The following is an 18645-nucleotide window of genomic DNA, read 5'->3' on the forward strand; positions in this document are numbered from 1 at the left end:
TCCGAACCTACCGCGGGGCGACGACGTTGCCCTCACCTTTCTCGCGCCCTTGACAGGGCGCGTCGGTTACTCGACGCGGAACAAACGCATCGATGCGCCCGCCAGCGAGACCGTCTCGCCGGGGGCGAAACGCTCCCCGCCGGGGGTCGGCGCCTCGTCGGCACTGGACCACAGCGAGACGTAGGCCGTGCCGGCATCGTCGTCGAGGGCGGGCAGCACGATGTCGGCCGGCGCCTCGGTCCCGTGGACGACCAGCAGGATCTGATTGAGGTCTTCGTGCTCGGGCGTCGAGGTGGCGAGGTATTGCAGCGTGCGATGCGCGGGGTCGTTGAAGGCGTCGCTCGACATCGTGCGCCCCTTCTCGTCGAACCACTGCATCACCGAGGCCGAGGGGATGCGCTCCCCGAGTCGGGCGAACCGCCGAGGACGCAGGGCCGGGTTGTCGCGGCGGATCTGCAGCAGACGCTGCGTGTGCGCGAACAGATCGCGCTGCCAGGGCGCGAGATCCCACGACAGCCAGGTGAGGGCGGAGTCGTGGCAGTAGGCGTTGTTGTTGCCCCGCTGGGTGCGTCCCATCTCGTCGCCCGCGGTGATCATCGGGATGCCGGCCGAGACGAGCAGCGTTCCCATCAGGTTGCGCATGGCCTTGCGACGGGTGGCGAGGACGCGTTCGTCATCGGTGCGCCCTTCGGCGCCGTGGTTGAAGGAGCGGTTGGTGTCGGCGCCGTCGCGGTTCTGCTCGCCGTTGCCCAGGTTGTGCTTGACGTCGTACGAGACGAGGTCGCGCAGCGTGAAACCGTCGTGCGCCGTCACGAAGTTGATGCTCGCGAGCGGCCCGCGCTCCTCCGAGAACGTGTTCGAGGACCCCGCCAGGCGCGTGGCGAAGCCGCCGATCCCCACGGGGGCGGTGTCGGCGCGGCGGGCGTAGTCGATGTCGCTCAGCCAGAAGTTGCGCACCCGGTCGCGGTAGCGGTCGTTCCACTCCTGCCAGCCGTCGCCGAAGTTCCCCGTCTGCCACCCGCCCATGCCGACGTCCCACGGCTCGGCGATGAGCTTCACGTCGGCGAGTTCGGCGTCGTCGCGGATGGCCTGGAGCAGCGGATGCTCCGGCGTGAACGAGTGCCGCTCGTCGCGGCCCAGCGTGACGGCGAGGTCGAAGCGGAACCCGTCGATCTGCACGTCGTTGGCCCAGTATCGCAGCGAATCGAGGACCAGCCGCGCCGCGGCGTCGGTCGACGTGTCGACCGCGTTGCCGCACCCGGTCTCGTCGATGTAGGCGCCGTCGTCGGTCTGGCGGTAGTACGACCGGTTGTCGATGCCCCGCAAGCTCGTGCGGGGGCCGCCGATGCCCTCTTCGGCGGTGTGGTTGTAGACCACGTCGAGGATGACCTCGAGGCCGGCCTCGTGCAGCAGCTTCACCATGCCCTTGAACTCGCGCAGCACCGCCTCGGGACCCTCGGCGCGGCTGGCCGCGGTGGCGTAGGCGGCGTGCGGGGTGAAGAAGTTGAGGCTGTTGTAGCCCCAGTAGTTCGTGAGCCCCAGCTGCAGCAGACGCGGCTCGGTCGCGAAGGCGTGGATCGGCAGCAGCTCGACGCTGGTGATGCCGAGCGACAGGAAGTGATCGATCATCGCGGGGTGCGCGAGACCGGCGTAGGTGCCGTGGAGCGCCGGCGGAATGAAGGGATGCCGCTTGGTCAGCCCCTTCACGTGGCCCTCGTAGATCACGGTCTTGTCCAGCGGCACGCGCGGTTTCGTCGACGTGCCCCAATCGAAGCCGCCCTCGACAACGACCGCGCGCCAGTCGCCGAAGTTGCCCGAGACGAGCCCCCGCGCGTACGGCTCGACCAGGAGCGTCTGCGGATTGAAGGTGTTGCCGGGGCCGAGCGGACCGCCCACGCGGATGGCGTAGCGGGCTCCGGGCCGCAGCAGGGCGGAGGTCGCCTCGAACACCCCGTCGCCGAGGGGGACCATCGTCACCGTCTCGGTCGCCCAGTCGAGGTCGACGTCGTCGAACACGAGCATCTGCATCGCGTCGGCGTGACCCGACCACACGCGGAGGGTGCCGCCATCGGGGCCGAGCCTCACTCCGAGATCGTCGAAGGCGCTGCCGAGCAGGCCGGGGCGGGCGGGAAGGACAGTCTCGGGTCGGACCATGCGTCTTAGGGTAGTGAACGGCGGCAGGCGTCGTCGGAAGGACAGCACGATGCAGGTCTACCTCGATCACGCAGCGACCACGCCGTTGCGCGCAGAAGCGCGCGATGCGTGGCTCGCCGCACACGATGTGCTGGGCAATCCGTCGTCGATCCACGGGGCCGGCCAGGCGGCGCGTCGCCTGCTCGAAGACGCCCGCGACCAGCTCGCCCTCGTACTGGGGTGCCAGCCCATCGAGATCGTCTTCACCGGCAGCGGCACCGAGGCGGCCAATCTCGCCCTGAAGGGGCTGTGGTGGTCCCGCCCGACCGGGGTCGACGCCCTCGTCCTGCCCGACGGCGAGCATCACGCCACGCTCGACGTCGTGAGCTGGCTCGCCACCCAGGGCGCACTCGTACGCCCGGTCGGCCTCGACGCCCTCGGTCGGATCGACGCCGACGCGTTCGCCGCGGCGCTCCCGGGGGCCGCCGTCGCCACCGCACTCGTGGCCAACAACGAAGTCGGGACGGTGCAGAATCCGGCGGCTCTCGCGGAGCTGGCATCCGAAGCCGGGGTTCCCCTGCACCTCGACGCCGTCTCGGCGCTCGGGCAGATCGCGGTCGACTTCGCGGCCTGGCGGGGTGCGGGGACCGCGGCCGGGGGACTGGCGGCGATGTCGGTCTCGGCGCACAAGGTCGGCGGCCCCGTCGGCGTGGGGGCGGCGGTGGTCTCGCGGCACGCGAAGCTGACGGCCCTCGTGCACGGGGGCGGGCAGCAGCGGGGGCTGCGCGCCGGAACGCAGGACGTCGCGGGAGCCGCCGCCTTCGCCGCCGCGGCCACCGCCGCCGAGGCCGAGCGCGAGGGCGAGAACGCACGGCTCCGAGCGCTGCGCGATCGCCTGGTCGACGGCATCCTGAGCTCCGTCCCGGCGGCGCGCCTGCTGGGCGATCCGACGGATCGGCTCGCCGGCAACGCGCACGTGCTGTTCCCGGATGCCGCGGGCGAGACGCTGCTGTTCCTGCTCGACATGGCGGGGATCGCGGTGTCGACGGGATCGGCGTGCCAGGCCGGTGTCGCCGAGCCCTCGCACGTCGTCCTCGCTCTCGGACTCGACGACCGCGCCGCCCGCTCGGTGCTGCGGTTCAGCCTGGGACGCACCTCGACGTCGGCGGACGTCGAGGCGGTGCTCGCTCGTCTTCCCGACGCGTACGCCCGGGCCGTGGCATCCGGCGCCCGTTCAGCCCCGCGTTCGTAGACTGGACCCATGCGAGTTCTGGCGGCGATGAGCGGTGGCGTCGACTCCGCGGTGGCCGCGGCCCGCGCGGTGGAGGCGGGCCACGACGTGGTGGGCGTGCACCTGGCGCTGTCGCGCGCGGGCGGAACGCTGCGCGCCGGCAGTCGCGGATGCTGCACGATCGAAGACGCCATGGACGCCCGCCGCGCCGCCGACAAGCTCGGCATGCCCTTCTACGTCTGGGATTTCTCGGAGCGTTTCCGCGACGACGTCATCGACGACTTCGTGTCGGAGTACCGCGCGGGGCGCACCCCCAACCCGTGCATGCGGTGCAACGAGAAGATCAAGTTCGCAGCCCTGCTGGAACGCGCTCTCGAGCTCGGCTTCGACGCCGTGTGCACCGGGCACTATGCCACGCTCATCGACACGCCCGACGGGCGGGAGCTGCACCGTGCGTCCGACAACGCCAAGGACCAGTCGTACGTGCTCGGCGTGCTGACGGCGGAGCAGTTGGCCCACACCTACTTCCCGCTGGGGTCGACCCCGTCGAAGGCCCTCGTGCGCGCCGAGGCGGCCGAGCGCGGGCTGACCGTGGCCCAGAAGCCCGACAGCCACGACATCTGCTTCATCCCCGACGGCGACACGCGCGGCTGGCTCGCCGACAAGGTCGGAGCCGAGCGCGGCGAGATCCTCGACCGTTCGGGCGCCGTCGTCGGCACGCACGAGGGGGCGCACGCCTTCACCGTCGGTCAGCGACGGGGCCTGTCGCTCGGCGTTCCCGCCTCCGACGGCAAGCCGCGCTTCGTGCTCGAGGTGCGCCCGATCAACAACACCGTCGTGGTGGGGCCGAAAGAAGCACTCGCGTGCGCCGAGATCGCGGGGGAGCGCTTCACCTGGGCCGGCCGCGCGCCCGCCGACGACCGCTTCGACTGCCACGTGCAGATCCGCGCGCACGCCGACCCGGTGCCCGCTTGCGCTTCTCTGGTGGACGGTGTGCTCACCGTGCGTCCCGAGACGCCGTTCGACGGCGTCGCCCCGGGCCAGACCGCGGTGCTCTACGACGGCACGCGCGTGATGGGCCAATTCACGATCGACCGGACGGTGTCGGCGGTGCCGGTCGACGCCTGACCTTCTCGCGCGGGCGTGGGGCGTCCGCCGGCGGTGACGAGCGGAGGGCGTGGGCTCGGTGGAGGGTGGATGCCGTGGCATCGGTCCTCCGTTGGTCCCTGGCCCTCCGCTCCTCCCGGCAGTGAGGCAACCCCGACGGCGATGTCGGGACCCCTCCCTAAGCTGGAGGACGTGACCGAGCACGACCAGCTTCCCGACCTTTCTCTCGACGACGCGCGCGTCGAGGCGGCCGACCTGACGCAGCGCATCGTCGACGCGCGCGAGGCGTACTACGGCCGGGACGCCGAGCTCGTCGACGACGCCACCTACGACGGATGGATGCAAAGGCTCGAGGCCATCGAGCGGCTGTACCCCGAGCTGCAGGGGCAGGACAGCCCCACGCAGTCGGTGGGCGCCGCCGAGGCCACCGACCTCGCGACCATCGAGCACGCCGAGCGCATGCTGAGCCTCGACAACGTCTTCTCTCCCGACGAGCTGCGCGACTGGGCGGTGAAGACCGAGGCGGCGGCGGGTCGAGCAGTGCACTGGCTCAGCGAGCTCAAGATCGACGGCCTCGCCCTCAACCTCCGCTATGAGCACGGCGTTCTCACCTCGGCGGCCACCCGGGGGGACGGGCGCGTCGGTGAGATCGTGACCGACAACGCGCTCCGTCTCGCCGGCGTTCCGCGACAGCTGTCCGGCGAGGGGCATCCCGCCCTCGTCGAGGTGCGCGGCGAGGTGTTCATCCCCGTCGCGAAGTTCGAGAACCTCAACAGACTGCAGGGCGAGTACCGAGAGCGCGCGGTGGCCGAGTCCCGCGAGCGCGCCGCCGGTCGACGCGGCAGCCGGGCCTTCGACGAAGAGAAGGCCGAGCAGGCGGCCGCGCGACGGTTCCCCGCCTTCGCCAATCCGCGCAACGCGGCCAGCGGCGGACTGCGCCAGCAGATCGAGAAGAAGACCGGCCTCGAGCTCGAGGCCGGCCTCGCCCGCATCGACTCCCTCTCCCTTTACGTCCATGGCCTCGGCGCGTGGCCCGATCCGCCGGTCGCCGCCCAGAGCGAGATCTACGACCTGTTGGCGTCGTGGGGACTCCCCACGTCGCCGTACAGCCGGGTCGAATCGTCGATCGACGGCGTTCTGTCGTTCGTCGCGCACTACGGCGAGCACCGCCACGACGTGGAGCACGAGATCGACGGCGTCGTGGTCAAGGTCGACGAGCTGGCGCTGCACGACGAGCTCGGCGCCACGAGCCGCGCTCCGCGCTGGGCCATCGCCTACAAGTACCCGCCGGAGCAGGTCAACACGAAGCTCATCGACATCGTCGTCTCGGTCGGGCGTACCGGGCGGGCCACGCCCTTCGCCGTGATGGAGCCGGCGAAGGTCGCCGGCAGCGTGGTGCGCCAGGCCACTCTCCACAATCAAGACGTGGTCAAGGTCAAGGGCGTGCTCATCGGCGACACCGTCGTGCTGCGCAAGGCCGGCGACGTCATCCCCGAGGTCCTCGGCCCGGTGGTCGAACTGCGCGACGGCACGGAACGCGCGTTCGTCATGCCCACCGACTGTCCCGAGTGCGGCACCGCGCTGCGCCCCGCGAAAGAGGGCGACATCGACCTGCGGTGTCCGAACGCCCGCTCCTGCCCCGCGCAGGTGCGCGGGCGTGTCGAACACATCGGCTCCCGCGGCGCGCTCGACATCGAGGCGCTCGGCGAAGTGACCGCCGCGGCGCTCACCCAGCCCGAGGTCCCCGACCGCCCACCCCTCGACACCGAGGCGGGGCTGTTCGATCTCACGATCGAGCAGCTCGTCCCCATCGAGGTCGTCGTGCGCGACTCCGAGACGGGCGAGCGCAAGGTCGACCCTGACACCGGAGACCTCGTGCGTCGCGCGCCGTTCCAGAAGCTCGGCCCGGCGACGTATCCGCCGGGGACCGAGGATCTCGATCCCGCCGAGCGCCGACGCCGCGGCATCCGCAAGGATCACCGCGAGGTGCGTCCGTCGGAGCAGGCGCTGAAACTGGTGGCCGAGCTCGAGAAGGCCAAGACGAAAGACCTGTACCGTCTGCTCGTCTCGTTGAACATCCGCCATGTCGGACCGGTGGCCGCCCGCGCGCTCGCGCAGTGGTTCGGATCGCTGGATGCCATCCGCGCGGCCTCGCGAGAAGAGCTCGCCGCCGTCGAGGGCGTCGGGGGCATCATCGCCGACGCGGTCATCGACTGGTTCGAGGTCGACTGGCACCGCGAGATCGTCGAGCGATGGACGGCCGCGGGCGTGCGCTTCGCCATTCCCGGCCACCCGGGGCCGGGCGCCGCGGCAGCCGCCGGTGGTGTGCTCGCGGGGCTCACGGTCGTGGCGACCGGGTCTCTCGAGGGGTACTCCCGCGAGGGGGCGCAGGAGGCCATCCTCGCTGCCGGGGGCAAGGCCGCATCGAGCGTGTCGAAGAAGACGGACTTCGTGGCGGCCGGCCCGGGAGCCGGGTCGAAGCTGGCGAAGGCCGAAGAGCTCGGTCTGCGCATTCTCGACGCCGCACAGTTCCGCGTGCTGGTCGAGCAAGGACCCGCGGCTCTCGACGGCGGTGATGGCGGCAACGCGGATGCGATCGCCGACGCGACCGCTGACGTCACCGCGGACGTCACCGCGGACGTCACCGCAGACGGCGACGCGAGGGCTGTCGGCGACGTAGACGAAGCGACCCCCGACACGCCGAGCTCCGACACGCCGACCTCGGACGACTGAGCAGCCCCGGACACCCGCAGACGCCCCCCCGGAGCGCAGACACCGCAGGCCGTTCGCGTGCGCGCGCATCCGTGGGGTCGCAACGACGGCCTGACCGCACCTACCGTGGGCGATGCCCGAGGTCCGCGCCGCGGCGAGGCGGCGGTCCCGGATCGGCCCCTCCGTCCCGCACGGAGGGGCGGAGCCGAAACCGGCCCCGCCCCTCAGCGCGCGTATTACGACGTCAGCCGGCGCAGACCGCCGCGGCGTCGGTGAAGCTCTGCTGCAGCGTCTGCACCTGCTCGCCCAAGCCGTCGACGCCGCTCGGGTCGGCGACGACGCCCTCGAGGAATGCGACGTAGTCGTTCAGCGCACCGCTCGCCTGAGCGGCGGCGGGGGCGACCTCGGTGTTCGTGATCGACGAGAAGGCGTCGTCGACGTTCGTCGCGAGGCTCTTGAAACTCGTCATCGCGGCCTCGGGGTCGGACGAGCTCATCGACGAGCCCGCCTTGCTGACCTCTTCGAACTGCGTCTTGACGATGTCGCACGCGTCGGCCTTGGACTGATCGGACGCCGGAGCGCCGCCTCCCGAACAGCCGGCCAGCAGCAGCAAAGCCGACGCCGCCAGCGCGGCGAGCGGAGTGCGCTTGATGATCATGTGATCCCCCTCTGTCTCCCCGAGCGGATCGCTCCGGGTGGGGCTCACGATATCGAGGGCACGACGAGGGGCGCCATCTTGTGCCCGGGACTTGCTTCGGAGCCGCGCGGGGCCTCTCGTTCAGCCGCCGAGCAGCTGATCGCGCACCTGCCGGCGCAACACCTTGCCGATCAGCGAGCGGGGCAGCTCGTCGACGACCACGAGACGCTTGGGCACCTTGTACGGGGTCAGGATGCCGCGCGCGAACGCCCGCACCGCCTCGGCGTCGAAGTCACCCGGGGTGGTCGGCACGACGGCGGCGACGACGTCTTCACCGGAATGCTCGCTCGGCACCCCGACCACGGCCACATCGGCGACGGACGGGTGCTGACGCAGCACGTTCTCGACCTCGGTCGGTGCGACGTTGAAGCCGCCGGTGATGATGAGTTCCTTGATGCGGTCCACGATGCGCACGAACCCGTCGTCGTCGATCGTCACGATGTCGCCCGTGCGGAACCAGCCGTCGACGAACACCGACTCGGTCTCTTCGGGTTTGCCGTAGTAGCCCGAGAACACCTGGGGACCGCGCACGAGCAGCTCGCCGCGTTCGACGTCGGTGCGGGGGTCGTCGGGGTCGACGACGCGGCACTCGGTGCCCGGCAGGGGGAGCCCCACGGTCCCGGCGACCCGGTTGTCGGCCACGGGGTTCGCCATGAGCACGGGGGAGCACTCGCTGAGCCCGTATCCCTCGACGAGGTAGCCGCCGGTGGCCTTCTCGAACGGCACGACGAGGTCGTGGGGCAGTGCCATCGCCCCCGAGATCGCGACGTCCGTTCCGGCCAGCGAGATTCCCCGGGCCTCGGCGGCGGCGAGCAGTCGTTCGGCGATCGGCGGAACGAGGGGCAGGAACGTCGCGGGGTGCTTCTTCGTCACGGCGAGCACGAGGTCGGGGTCGAACTTCGGGAAGAGCACGAGCCGCGCGCCCATCGACATCGCGAAGGTCAGGCACAGGGTCAGCCCGTAGGCGTGGAACATCGGCAGCACCGCGTAGACGACGCACCCCTCGCCACGCACGATCTGCGGCACCCAGGCGCGGGCCTGGGCGGCGTTGGCGAGCAGGTTGGCGTGCGTGAGCATGGCGCCCTTGGGGGTGCCCGTGGTTCCGCTGGTGTACTGGATGATCGCGAGATCGTCGGCCGTCGGTCGCGGGTGCGACTCGGGCAGCGGCGCGTGACGGACGAGCTCGGCCCAGGGGGTGGCATCCCGCGTCTTCTCGGTGAGCGCGGCGCGGGACTCGCGGGCCTTCGCGATCGGCAGTCGGAGCGCGAGACGCGTGAGCCGAGGCATCGCCAGGGTGACGTCGACCGACACCAGTGTGCTCACCCGCAGGTCGGCGGGGAACTCCTGCACCGTGCGCACGACCTTGCTCCAGACGATGGCGTGCTTCGCGCCGTGGTCTTCGAACTGCTTGCGCAGCTCGCGCGGGGTGTAGAGCGGGTTGTGTTCGACGACCACCGCTCCGAGCCGGAGCACGGCGTAGAACGCCACGATGTGCTGAGGGCAGTTCGGCAGCACGATCGCGACGGGGTCTCCGGCGCGTACGCCGTGGGCCGCCAGAGCGGCTGCCGCCCGCGAGATCTGCGCCGACATGTCGGCGTAGGTCGTCTCGCGTCCGAAGAACTGCAGGGCCGGGGCGTCGGGGTAGTCGCGCGTCGAGGCGTCGACGATGTCGACGAGCGAGCCGGTCTGGGCTCCGACGTTCTCGGGGACGCCGTCGGCGTAGCTGCGGGTCCAGGGACGGGGCGGGTCGAAGCGCGTCACGCGGCCAGCCTACGGCGAGGGGCGAGCGCCCCGCCGTCGGAACCGGCCCGGCGTTCCGCACAGCGGGGATACGCGCGGCATGTCACCGGTCTCTGCTCGTCCATCGCGGCCCGGCGCGCGGCGCCGCGCGAACTAGACTCGACGGGTGTCTGAAATCACTCCTGATCTCGTGCGCCATCTCGGTGTGCTCGCTCGGATCCAGTTGAGCGACGAAGAGGTCCACAGCCTCACCGGCCAGCTGGATGCCATCGTCGACAACATCGCGAAGGTGTCCGAGGTCGCAACGCCCGACGTCGTCGCCACGAGCCACCCGATCCCGCTCGAGAACGTGTTCCGCCCGGATGTCGTTCAGCAACCGCTCACGCGCGAGCAGGTGCTGCAGAACGCACCCGACCAGGCCGACGGCCGATTCCGCGTGACCGCCATCCTGGGGGAGGAACAGTGACCGACCTGACCCGCCTGAGCGCCGCCGACCTGGCCGCCGCTCTCGCCCGCAAAGAGGTTTCCAGCGTCGAGGCGACGCGAGCGCACCTCGACCGCATCGCCGCCGTCGACGGCGATGTGCACGCGTTCCTGCACGTCAGCGACCACGCCCTCGAGGTGGCGGCCGACATCGATCGCCGCCGCGCCGCGGGTGAGCAGCTCCACGAGCTCGCCGGTGTGCCCCTCGCGGTGAAGGACGTGCTCGTCACGACCGACATGCCCTCGACCAGCGGATCGAAGATCCTCGAGGGCTACATGTCGCCCTACGACGCCACCGTCGTCGCGCGCTCGCGCGCCGCGGGCCTCGTGCCCCTGGGCAAGACGAACATGGACGAGTTCGCCATGGGTTCGTCCACCGAGTTCTCGGCCTACGGTCCCACGCGCAACCCCTGGGACCTCGACCGCATCCCGGGCGGCTCCGGCGGTGGCTCCGCCGCCGCCGTGGCGGCGTTCGAAGCGCCGCTGGCCCTCGGCTCCGACACCGGGGGGTCGATCCGTCAGCCCGCCCACGTGACCGGCACGGTGGGCGTCAAGCCCACGTACGGCGGAGTCAGCCGATACGGCGCCATCGCCCTGGCATCCAGCCTCGATCAGGTGGGGCCGGTGACCCGCACCGTCCTCGACGCCGGGCTGCTGCACGACGTCATCGGCGGACACGACGCGAACGACTCGACGTCGCTCTCCGACGCGTGGCCCTCGTTCGCCGCGGCCGCCCGAGAGGGCGCCACCGGTCAGGTGCTCAAGGGACTCAAGATCGGCGTCATCCGCGAACTCGACGACCAGGGTTTCCAGAAGGGTGTCTCCGACTCGTTCCGCGCCTCGCTCACCGCGATGCAGGAGCAGGGTGCCGAGATCGTCGAGATCAGCGCCCCGCACTTCGAGTACGGTGTCGCCGCGTACTACCTGATCCTCCCCGCCGAGGCGTCGAGCAACCTCGCCAAGTTCGACTCGGTGCGTTTCGGCATGCGGGTGAACCCCCAGGGCCCCGCCACGGTCGAGAACGTCATGGCCGCCACGCGCGACGCCGGTTTCGGTCCCGAGGTCAAGCGCCGCATCATCCTCGGCACCTACGCGCTGTCGGCGGGCTACTACGACGCCTACTACGGCAGCGCCCAGAAGGTGCGCACGCTCATCCAGCAGGACTTCGACGCCGCCTTCGCCGAGGTCGACGTCATCGCGACGCCGTCGGCGCCGACCACGGCATTCCGCCTCGGCGAGAAGATCGACGACCCGCTGCAGATGTACCTCAACGACATCACCACGATCCCCGCCAACCTGGCCGGTGTCCCCGGCATCTCGGTGCCGAGCGGCCTCGCCGCCGAAGACGGCCTGCCCGTCGGCATCCAGTTCCTCGCTCCCGCCCGCGAAGACGCGCGTCTGTACCGCGTCGGCTCGGCGCTCGAGGCGCTGCTGGTCGACCAGTGGGGCGGACCGCTGCTGGACAAGGCCCCCTCTCTCACGAACGGAGCGTCGAGCTGATGGCGAAAGATGCGCTGATGGACTTCGACGAGGCGCTCGAGCGATTCGAGCCCGTCCTCGGTTTCGAGGTGCACGTCGAGCTGAACACCGCGACCAAGATGTTCTCGTCCGCGCCGAACCCGGCGAACGAGGCTCACCACGGTGCCGCGCCGAACACCCTGGTCGCGCCCGTCGACATGGGACTGCCGGGTGCGCTCCCGGTGGTGAACGCCGAGGCGATCCGCTCCTCGATCAGCCTGGGGCTCGCCCTCGGCTGCTCGATCGCGCCGTCGAGCCGCTTCGCGCGGAAGAACTACTTCTACCCCGACCTCGGCAAGAACTACCAGATCTCGCAGTACGACGAGCCGATCGCCTTCGAGGGCTCGGTCGAGGTCGAGCTGGCCGACGGAACGCTCGTCACGATTCCGATCGAACGCGCCCACATGGAAGAAGACGCCGGCAAGCTCACCCACATGGGTGGCGCGACCGGTCGTATCCAGGGCGCGGAGTACTCGCTGGTCGACTACAACCGCGCAGGTGTCCCGCTGGTCGAGATCGTCACCAAGCCGATCATCGGCGCCGAGCACTCGGCTCCCGACCTGGCGAAAGCGTACGTGGCCACGATCCGTGACATCGTGCGCGGTCTCGGCATCTCCGAGGCCAAGCTCGAGCGCGGCAACCTGCGGTGCGATGCGAACGTGTCGCTGCGTCCCCGCGGGCAAGAGAAGCTGGGCACGCGCACCGAGACGAAGAACGTCAACTCGATGCGTTCGGTCGAGCGTGCCGTGCGGTACGAGATCCAGCGCCAGGCCGCGATCCTGGCCCAGGGCGGCACGATCACGCAAGAGACGCGCCACTGGCACGAGGACACCGGTCGCACCTCTCCCGGGCGCCCGAAGTCCGATGCCGACGACTACCGCTACTTCCCCGAGCCCGACCTGCTGCCCGTCGTGCCGGCGCCCGAGCTGATCGAGGAGCTGCGCGCGGCCCTTCCCGAGCCGCCGGCGGCCCGTCGCCGTCGTCTGAAGGCCGAGTGGGGCTTCACCGACCTCGAGTTCCAGGACGTCGCCAACGGCGGCCTGCTCGACGCCGTCGCCGAGACGATCGCCGCCGGTGCCACCCCCGCGACCGCGCGCAAGTGGTGGACGGGTGAGATCACCCGCGTCGCCAATGCGCAGGAGCGCGACGCCGCCGACCTCGTCTCGGCCGCGCACGTCGCCGCCCTGCAGCAGCTGGTCGAGGCGGGCACCCTCACCGACAAGCTCGCCCGCCAGGTGCTCGAGGGCGTCATCGCCGGCGAGGGCACCCCGCAAGAGGTCGTCGACGCTCGCGGGCTGGCCGTCGTCTCCGACGACGGAGCGCTCATCGCGGCGATCGACGACGCCCTCGCGGCTCAGCCCGACGTGCTGGCGAAGATCCGCGACGGCAAGGTGCAGGCCGCCGGCGCCGTCATCGGCGCGGTCATGAAGGCGATGAAGGGCCAGGCCGACGCCGCGCGCGTGCGCGAGCTCGTGCTGGAGCGCGCCGCCGCCCAGTAGAACGCGCCGGATGCCACGGCACCGCCGCCCGCGAGGGGCCGGTGCCGTGGCATCCGTCGTTTCCCGTTGGTGTCGACGCCTCCACTCCGCCCGATGTCGGAGGTCGGGGGGAGAATGGATGCCATGGGACGAGGCGACGGCACCGGGAGGCTCGTCTCGCGTCCCGACGCCGACGACACCGGCGCGGGCATCCTGCACGTCGATATGGACGCCTTCTTCGCGTCGGTCGCCGTGCTCGACGATCCCTCGCTCGCGGGCAAGCCCCTGATCATCGGCGGCTCCGAGGGCCGCGGCGTCGTGTCGAGCGCGTCGTACGAGGCGCGTCGGTACGGGGTCAAGTCGGCCATGCCCGTGGCGATCGCTCTGCGGCTCTGCCCGACGGCGATCGTCGTCAACCCGCCGTACCAGCGCTACACCGAGATGTCGCGGCAGGTCATGGCGATCTTCCACGACGTGACTCCGCTCGTCGAACCCCTGTCGATCGACGAAGCCTTTCTCGACGTTCGCGGAGCGCGCCGGCTGTGGGGGAGTCCCGCCACCATCGCCCGCGATCTGCGAGCCCGGGTCAAGGCCGAGACCGGGCTGACGTGCAGCATCGGTGTCGCGGCCACCAAGCACGTCGCCAAGATGGCGTCCACCATCTCGAAACCCGATGGACTGCTCGTCGTCTCGGCCGCCGACACCGAGGCGTTCCTTCGGCCGCGCTCGGTGCGCGCCCTGTGGGGCGTGGGCCCGAAGGCGGCCGAGGCGTTGGAGTCTCGGGGGATCCGCCTGGTGTCCGACATCCTCGACACCCCGCGGCACGCGCTCGACCAGGTGCTGGGCGCCGCCATGGGCGAGCGCATCTGGCACCTGTCGCGCGGGGTCGACGCGCGCGAGGTGCACACGGGTCGCGCCGAGAAGAGCGTGGGGCACGAAGAGACGTTCCACACCGACATCTCCGACACGCGCACCCTGCACGTCGAGTTCCGTCGACTCGCCGACCGCGTCGGGGCCCGCTTGCGCGCGCAGCAGTACGAGGCGTCGACAATTGCGATCAAGGTGCGTTTCTCGGACTTCACCACGCTCAGCCGTTCGCGCACGCTCGCCGAGCCCACCTCCGTCGGGCAGCGCATCGGCGACGCGGCGATCGAGCTGTTCGATTCCATCGACCGCCGTCAGGCGGTGCGTCTGGTGGGCGTGCGGGGCGAGAAGCTCAAGCCCGCGGCCATGGCGGCGACGCTCTGGGACGACGATGCCGAGTGGCGTCGCATCGAGGGAGCGCTCGACGGGGCCACGGCGCGCTTCGGGCGCGGTGCGGTGACCCGGGGGTCGCTCCTCGGCCCCACGCGCGGCGGGGGCGCTCTGCCCACCAACCCCCGGCCGTCGTACGACCACTGACACGCCATCGGCGTCGACGCAACGCCCTTGGGCCGCTGATCCCCGGGCCGGTACGGTGGGCACATGCCCAACATCGCTCTGGAACTCGGCCAGCAGTCCACCCACTTCGGCGTCACGTCCGCCTACGGCGAGCAGCAGGACGTCGACGGCGTACGCATCGTTCCCGTCGCCCTGGTGTGGGCCGGGTACGGCGGCGGCTCCGACGAGCAGGGCAACGGGGGAGGCGGCGGCGGCGGCTACACCCTGCCGCTCGGTGCCTACATCCGCCGCGGCGACGACCTGCGGTTCGACCCGAACCTCGTGTCGCTGCTCGCCGTCGGCATCCCGTTCGTGTGGGTCGCCGGTCGCGCGCTCAGCCGTGTCATCCGCGCCCTCAAGAAGTAGCGCAGACCCGGTCGACGACGCCCTCGCCGCAGCGACGGTCTCCGTCGTGGCGCGCGTCAGCGTCCTCGGCGTGGCGAATCCGGTGGTCGTCGTCGACGGCCGCAGCGGCGCGGGCAAGAGTTCTCTCGCGCGTCGGCTCGTCGCCGCGTGGCCGGGTCTCGGTCGGGTGCAGCTCGTGGCCCTCGACGACCTCTATCCCGGCTGGGGCGGGCTCGCCGCGGGGGCGGAGTACGCCCGCGAGACAGTGTTGACACCGCACGCGCGGGGCATGGTGGGCGTCTGGCAGCGGTGGGATTGGCAGAGCGATGCGCGCGCCGAGGCGCACGCCGTCGACCCGTCTCTTCCTCTCGTCGTCGAGGGCGCCGGGGTGCTCACTCCGGAGTCGGCGCGCCTGGCCGATGTCACGGTGTGGGTCGACGCGCCATCGTCTTCCCGCAAGCACCGCGCGCTGGACCGAGACGGCGACACCTACCGACCGCACTGGGACGGCTGGGCGGCGCAAGAGGAGCAGCACCTCGTCGCGCACGATCCGGTGTCGTTGGCCTCGGTGGTCGTGCGGGTGCCGTAACGCGCCGGCGAGTCCGGCGCCTGATCGGGACGACATGCAGAACGCCCCGTGACCGCCCGCGCGCCAGGGGCACGGCATCCGGAACTCTCCGCGTTCAGCGCCGATCGAGAGCGGTGACGAGGCCGTCGAGACGGTAGCCGATCCAGTCGTAGATGCCGAAGCGCGGATCGTCGGGCTGGTGGTCGTCTTCGCTCTGGATGCCGAGACGCGTGGCCAGTACGAGCCGCACGGCCGAGAGGGTGCGCATCCACGCGAGAGCCTCGGTCTCACCGAGTGCGACCGAGATCGTGGCATCCGGATCGTCGTCGGCGTCGAGGTCGCCGCCGTCCATGCCCAATGTCCGCAGCACGATCGCGGCGTCGTCGGCCCGCCGTCCGAGCAGGTCGTCGCCCGTGAGGCGGTGGAACTCGCGCGTGGCGTCGTCGTCGTCGGGATAGGCGTCGGGCAGCAGTCGTGCCACGGCGGGGTCGTCGGCGCGTCGACTGTCGGCGATCATGTCGCGGAACTGACCCACGATGCCGGCCAGGTGGAGGGCTTCGAGACCACTGATCTCGAGCACCACGATCTGCTCGCTCACGCGGGCTCCTTCCGCACGGTGGCCCAGAGTCCGAAGTCGTGCATCGCGTGCGTGTGGGCTTCCATGACTTCGCGAGGACCGCGCGCCACGACGGCGTGCCCGTCGTGGTGTACGGCGAGCATCAGTCGCTCAGCCGTGGCGGTGTCGAAGCCGAAGTAGGTGCGAAAGACGTGGCGCACGTAGCTCATCAGGTTGACGGGGTCGTTCCACACGACCGTCTGCCACGACGACGGCGGCTGCGCGCGTAGGTCGGTCTCGTCCACGACGTCGAGGTCGGGTGTCGCGAGCCCGGCCATCATGCCCATCCCAGCTCGTGCAGACGCTCGTCGTCGATGCCGTAGAAGTGCGCGATCTCGTGCACGAGCGTGGTGTGGATCTCGTCGCGCAACTCGCCCTCGTCGTCGCACGCGGCGAGGTGGGGTTCGCGGTACAGGATGATCCTGTCGGGCAGTTCGCCGACGCCGTAGCGCTCGCGCTCGGTCAGTGCCCACCCGTCGTACAGGCCCAGCAGATCGAGGGAGCCGTCTTCGGGGCGGTCTTCGACGACGAACACCACGTTGTCGAGCCCGTCGACCATGTCGTCGGGCAGGCGGTCGAGTTCATCGACCACCAGGCGTTCGAACGCTTCGGCGTCGAGATCGAGGGCCGCGCGCGTGTCGGCGTCGTCGTTCACGGCGGGCCTCCCGGGGTCGCAAGCCGATCGATGGATGCCGAGCCGGCGACGCCGGCGGACACAGACGATTCTACGGGCGCTGCGCCCGGGAGTCCGGGACGACGAAAGCCCGGCGAGAGGACTCGACCGGGCTTTCGTGGGTGTGGGGTGGCTAACGGGACTTGAACCCGCGACCCCCGCGACCACAACGCGGTGCTCTACCGACTGAGCTATAGCCACCATGTGTCCGCCGCAGCAGACAACTGAACGATTATGTCATAGGTCCAGCGCGAACGACGACACGGCCGAGGCCGAGACGACCTTCGCCTCGTCGCTGGTGGGACCCGGCTGCGGCACGAAGACCGCGGCGCGGTAGTAGGCGAGTTCGCGGATCGATTCACGGATGTCGGCGAGGGCGCGGTGCCCGCCGTGCTTCGCGGGCGCCTGGAAATACGCGCGCGGGTACCAGCGGCGCGACAGCTCTTTGATGCTCGACACGTCGACGTTGCGATAGTGCAGCCAGCGGTCGACGCGCGGCATGTACTTGGCGAGGAACATGCGGTCGGTGCCGATGGTGTTGCCCGCCAGCGGGGCCTTGCCCTCGACGGGCGCGAACCGCTGGATGTACTCGAGCGCCTGGAACTCGGCGTCGGCGAGGCTGACTCCGTGGGGGATCTCGTCGAGCAGTCCCGACGAGCGGTGCATGTCGGTGACGAACTCGCCCATGTTGTCCAACGCGGAGTCATCGGGCTTGATCACGATCTGGAAGCCGGGGTCGAGCACGTTGAGCTCGAAATCGGTCACGACGACGGCGATCTCGACGAGCTCGTCGACCGCGAGGTCGAGTCCCGTCATCTCGCAGTCGATCCAGACGAGACGGTCGTTCTCGGAGGCATTCACCATCCCCTCAGTCTAGTGAGGGGCTCCGACACGGCATCTGGTCCCCCAGACACGATTCGAACGTGTGACCGGCGGATTAGAAGGCCGCTGCTCTATCCACTGAGCTACTGGGGGTCCGCTCCAGGATATCCGTCGGGCCGTTCCGTCGACACCAGCCCCTGGTGCGGCCCGGCACGCGAGCGTAATCTGCCGCCATCGAGAGCGAAGGAGCACTCATGTCTGAGACCATCACGCACCGCCGTCTCTGGGTCGCGTACGGCCCCTCCGGGGTCGTCGGCAAGATCCAGAAGGATGCCGAGGGCTACGCCGTCCACATGGCGGGCAAGGACGAGCGGCTGGGGGTCTATCCGTCGATGGAGATCGCCAAGAACGCGCTGCATTCGCACCTGAAGCCCGGTAGCGATCGCCCCGAGTTCCGGGAGCACTGAGCGTTCGAGGTCACACCCGGACCGGGCGGCGCGCGCGTCGCGACGGTTCGGGCGTGGCCAGGAGCGGAAGCGCGACGTGGACCAGGGGTCCGATACCGAGGGCGAACACGACGGTGCCGATCCCCACCGTTCCGCCCAGCATCCACCCCAGAACGAGCACGCTGCCCTCGACCCCGAGGCGGCAGGCCCAGATGGGCCATCCGAAGCGCGCGTGCATGCCCGTCATGAGGCCGTCGCGCGGACCGGGGCCGAAGCGCGCGCCGATGTACAGACCGGATGCCACGGCCACCAGGACGACGCCCGCCACGAGCATCGCCGCCTGGACCCAGAACACGTCGGGGTGGGGGAGGACACCGAGCGCCACCTGCATGCTCGTCCCCACGAGAAGGATGTTCGCGATGGTACCCACGCCCGGCTTCTGGCGGAGGGGGATCCAGAGCAGCAGGACCCCCAGGCCCACGATGTTGGTGATCCATCCGATGCCGATCCCGGACACCCGCGAGATGCCCTGCGCGAAGACCGTCCACGGGTCGACGCCGAGGCCCGCGGCGACGGTGAACGCGCAGCCCACGCCATAGAGCGCGAGTCCGACGATGAGACGGGTGATGCGGGAGAACATGAAGGAATCCAATCACG

18 protein-coding genes and 2 tRNA genes are annotated in these 18645 nt (G+C 70.6%); 10 read left to right on the top strand and 10 right to left on the bottom strand.

Annotated elements, in window-relative coordinates:
* Positions 1-66 precede the first annotated feature (66 nt).
* Complete coding sequence (gene glgX, locus BJP65_RS00285) at positions 67-2154, bottom strand: glycogen debranching protein GlgX (protein ID WP_070407871.1); 2088 nt, start codon at positions 2152-2154, stop codon at positions 67-69.
* Positions 2155-2203: 49 nt separating this feature from the next.
* On the opposite strand from glgX, the gene BJP65_RS00290 reads away from it, so the two are divergent.
* From BJP65_RS00290 to ligA, 3 genes are all read left to right on the top strand, one after another.
* Complete coding sequence (locus BJP65_RS00290; RefSeq protein ID WP_070407872.1) at positions 2204-3385, top strand: cysteine desulfurase family protein; 1182 nt, start codon at positions 2204-2206, stop codon at positions 3383-3385.
* 9 nt (positions 3386-3394) lie between these two features.
* The gene (gene mnmA, locus BJP65_RS00295; RefSeq protein WP_083285633.1) at positions 3395-4492 is read left to right on the top strand and encodes a tRNA 2-thiouridine(34) synthase MnmA; all 1098 of its coding nucleotides are present in this window, start codon (positions 3395-3397) and stop codon (positions 4490-4492) included.
* 141 nt (positions 4493-4633) lie between these two features.
* Complete coding sequence (gene ligA, locus BJP65_RS00300; RefSeq protein ID WP_258027505.1) at positions 4634-7204, top strand: NAD-dependent DNA ligase LigA; 2571 nt, start codon at positions 4634-4636, stop codon at positions 7202-7204.
* Positions 7205-7427: 223 nt separating this feature from the next.
* Here ligA and BJP65_RS00305 read toward each other — a convergent pair whose 3' ends face one another.
* Positions 7428-7841, bottom strand: a complete 414-nt coding sequence (locus BJP65_RS00305; RefSeq protein ID WP_070407874.1) for a hypothetical protein — start codon at positions 7839-7841, stop codon at positions 7428-7430.
* 120 nt (positions 7842-7961) lie between these two features.
* Positions 7962-9641 carry a long-chain-fatty-acid--CoA ligase gene (locus BJP65_RS00310; RefSeq protein WP_070407875.1) on the bottom strand — a complete coding sequence of 560 codons (1680 nt, stop codon included), beginning with the start codon at positions 9639-9641 and terminating at the stop codon, positions 7962-7964.
* Between the two features lie 145 nt (positions 9642-9786).
* Here BJP65_RS00310 and gatC point away from each other — a divergent pair, with 145 nt between their 5' ends.
* The 6 genes from gatC to BJP65_RS00340 all read left to right on the top strand — a co-directional run bounded on the left by gatC (position 9787) and on the right by BJP65_RS00340 (position 15452).
* The gene (gatC, locus tag BJP65_RS00315) at positions 9787-10086 is read left to right on the top strand and encodes an Asp-tRNA(Asn)/Glu-tRNA(Gln) amidotransferase subunit GatC (protein ID WP_055836752.1); all 300 of its coding nucleotides are present in this window, start codon (positions 9787-9789) and stop codon (positions 10084-10086) included.
* A complete protein-coding gene (gene gatA, locus BJP65_RS00320) occupies positions 10083-11603 on the top strand; it encodes an Asp-tRNA(Asn)/Glu-tRNA(Gln) amidotransferase subunit GatA (protein ID WP_070407876.1) in 1521 nt (506 codons plus the stop codon). Before gatC ends, gatA begins: the two co-directional genes overlap by 4 nt.
* The gene (gene gatB, locus BJP65_RS00325) at positions 11603-13120 is read left to right on the top strand and encodes an Asp-tRNA(Asn)/Glu-tRNA(Gln) amidotransferase subunit GatB (protein WP_055836760.1); all 1518 of its coding nucleotides are present in this window, start codon (positions 11603-11605) and stop codon (positions 13118-13120) included. Before gatA ends, gatB begins: the two co-directional genes overlap by 1 nt.
* Positions 13121-13243: 123 nt before the next feature.
* A complete protein-coding gene (locus tag BJP65_RS00330) occupies positions 13244-14500 on the top strand; it encodes a DNA polymerase IV (RefSeq protein WP_055836763.1) in 1257 nt (418 codons plus the stop codon).
* Positions 14501-14563: 63 nt separating this feature from the next.
* Positions 14564-14884 carry a hypothetical protein gene (locus BJP65_RS00335; RefSeq protein WP_055836765.1) on the top strand — a complete coding sequence of 107 codons (321 nt, stop codon included), beginning with the start codon at positions 14564-14566 and terminating at the stop codon, positions 14882-14884.
* Between the two features lie 46 nt (positions 14885-14930).
* The gene (locus BJP65_RS00340; protein ID WP_070407877.1) at positions 14931-15452 is read left to right on the top strand and encodes a hypothetical protein; all 522 of its coding nucleotides are present in this window, start codon (positions 14931-14933) and stop codon (positions 15450-15452) included.
* Between the two features lie 94 nt (positions 15453-15546).
* On the opposite strand, the gene BJP65_RS00345 is transcribed toward BJP65_RS00340, so the two are convergent.
* From BJP65_RS00345 to BJP65_RS00370, 6 genes are all read right to left on the bottom strand, one after another.
* Entirely contained in the window at positions 15547-16029 is a 483-nt protein-coding gene (locus BJP65_RS00345; RefSeq protein WP_258027506.1) for a DUF2017 domain-containing protein, read from the bottom strand.
* Positions 16026-16334, bottom strand: coding sequence for an ATP-dependent Clp protease adapter ClpS (gene clpS / locus BJP65_RS00350; protein ID WP_055939876.1), 309 nt, complete (start codon positions 16332-16334; stop codon positions 16026-16028). Before clpS ends, BJP65_RS00345 begins: the two co-directional genes overlap by 4 nt.
* Positions 16325-16606, bottom strand: a complete 282-nt coding sequence (locus BJP65_RS00355; RefSeq protein ID WP_374754289.1) for a metallopeptidase family protein — start codon at positions 16604-16606, stop codon at positions 16325-16327. The genes clpS and BJP65_RS00355 overlap by 10 nt, the downstream gene beginning before the upstream one ends.
* Positions 16607-16845: 239 nt before the next feature.
* Positions 16846-16921, bottom strand: a tRNA-His gene (locus tag BJP65_RS00360).
* A gap of 36 nt (positions 16922-16957) precedes the next feature.
* Positions 16958-17584: an oligoribonuclease gene (orn, locus tag BJP65_RS00365; RefSeq protein ID WP_055836780.1), complete on the bottom strand. Its 627-nt coding sequence runs from the start codon at positions 17582-17584 to the stop codon at positions 16958-16960.
* A 35-nt stretch (positions 17585-17619) separates the two neighbouring features.
* Positions 17620-17695, bottom strand: a tRNA-Arg gene (locus BJP65_RS00370).
* Positions 17696-17796: 101 nt separating this feature from the next.
* On the opposite strand from BJP65_RS00370, the gene BJP65_RS00375 reads away from it, so the two are divergent.
* On the top strand, positions 17797-18009 hold the full coding sequence (locus BJP65_RS00375; RefSeq protein WP_055836783.1) for a hypothetical protein: 213 nt from the start codon (positions 17797-17799) through the stop codon (positions 18007-18009).
* A gap of 10 nt (positions 18010-18019) precedes the next feature.
* On the opposite strand, the gene BJP65_RS00380 is transcribed toward BJP65_RS00375, so the two are convergent.
* Positions 18020-18628 (bottom strand): YitT family protein, encoded by a 609-nt coding sequence (locus BJP65_RS00380; RefSeq protein ID WP_070407878.1) that lies wholly within the window; start codon positions 18626-18628, stop codon positions 18020-18022.
* Between the last annotated feature and the right edge of the window lie 17 nt (positions 18629-18645).

Source organism: Microbacterium sp. BH-3-3-3, assembly GCF_001792815.1.
Classification (GTDB): domain Bacteria; phylum Actinomycetota; class Actinomycetes; order Actinomycetales; family Microbacteriaceae; genus Microbacterium.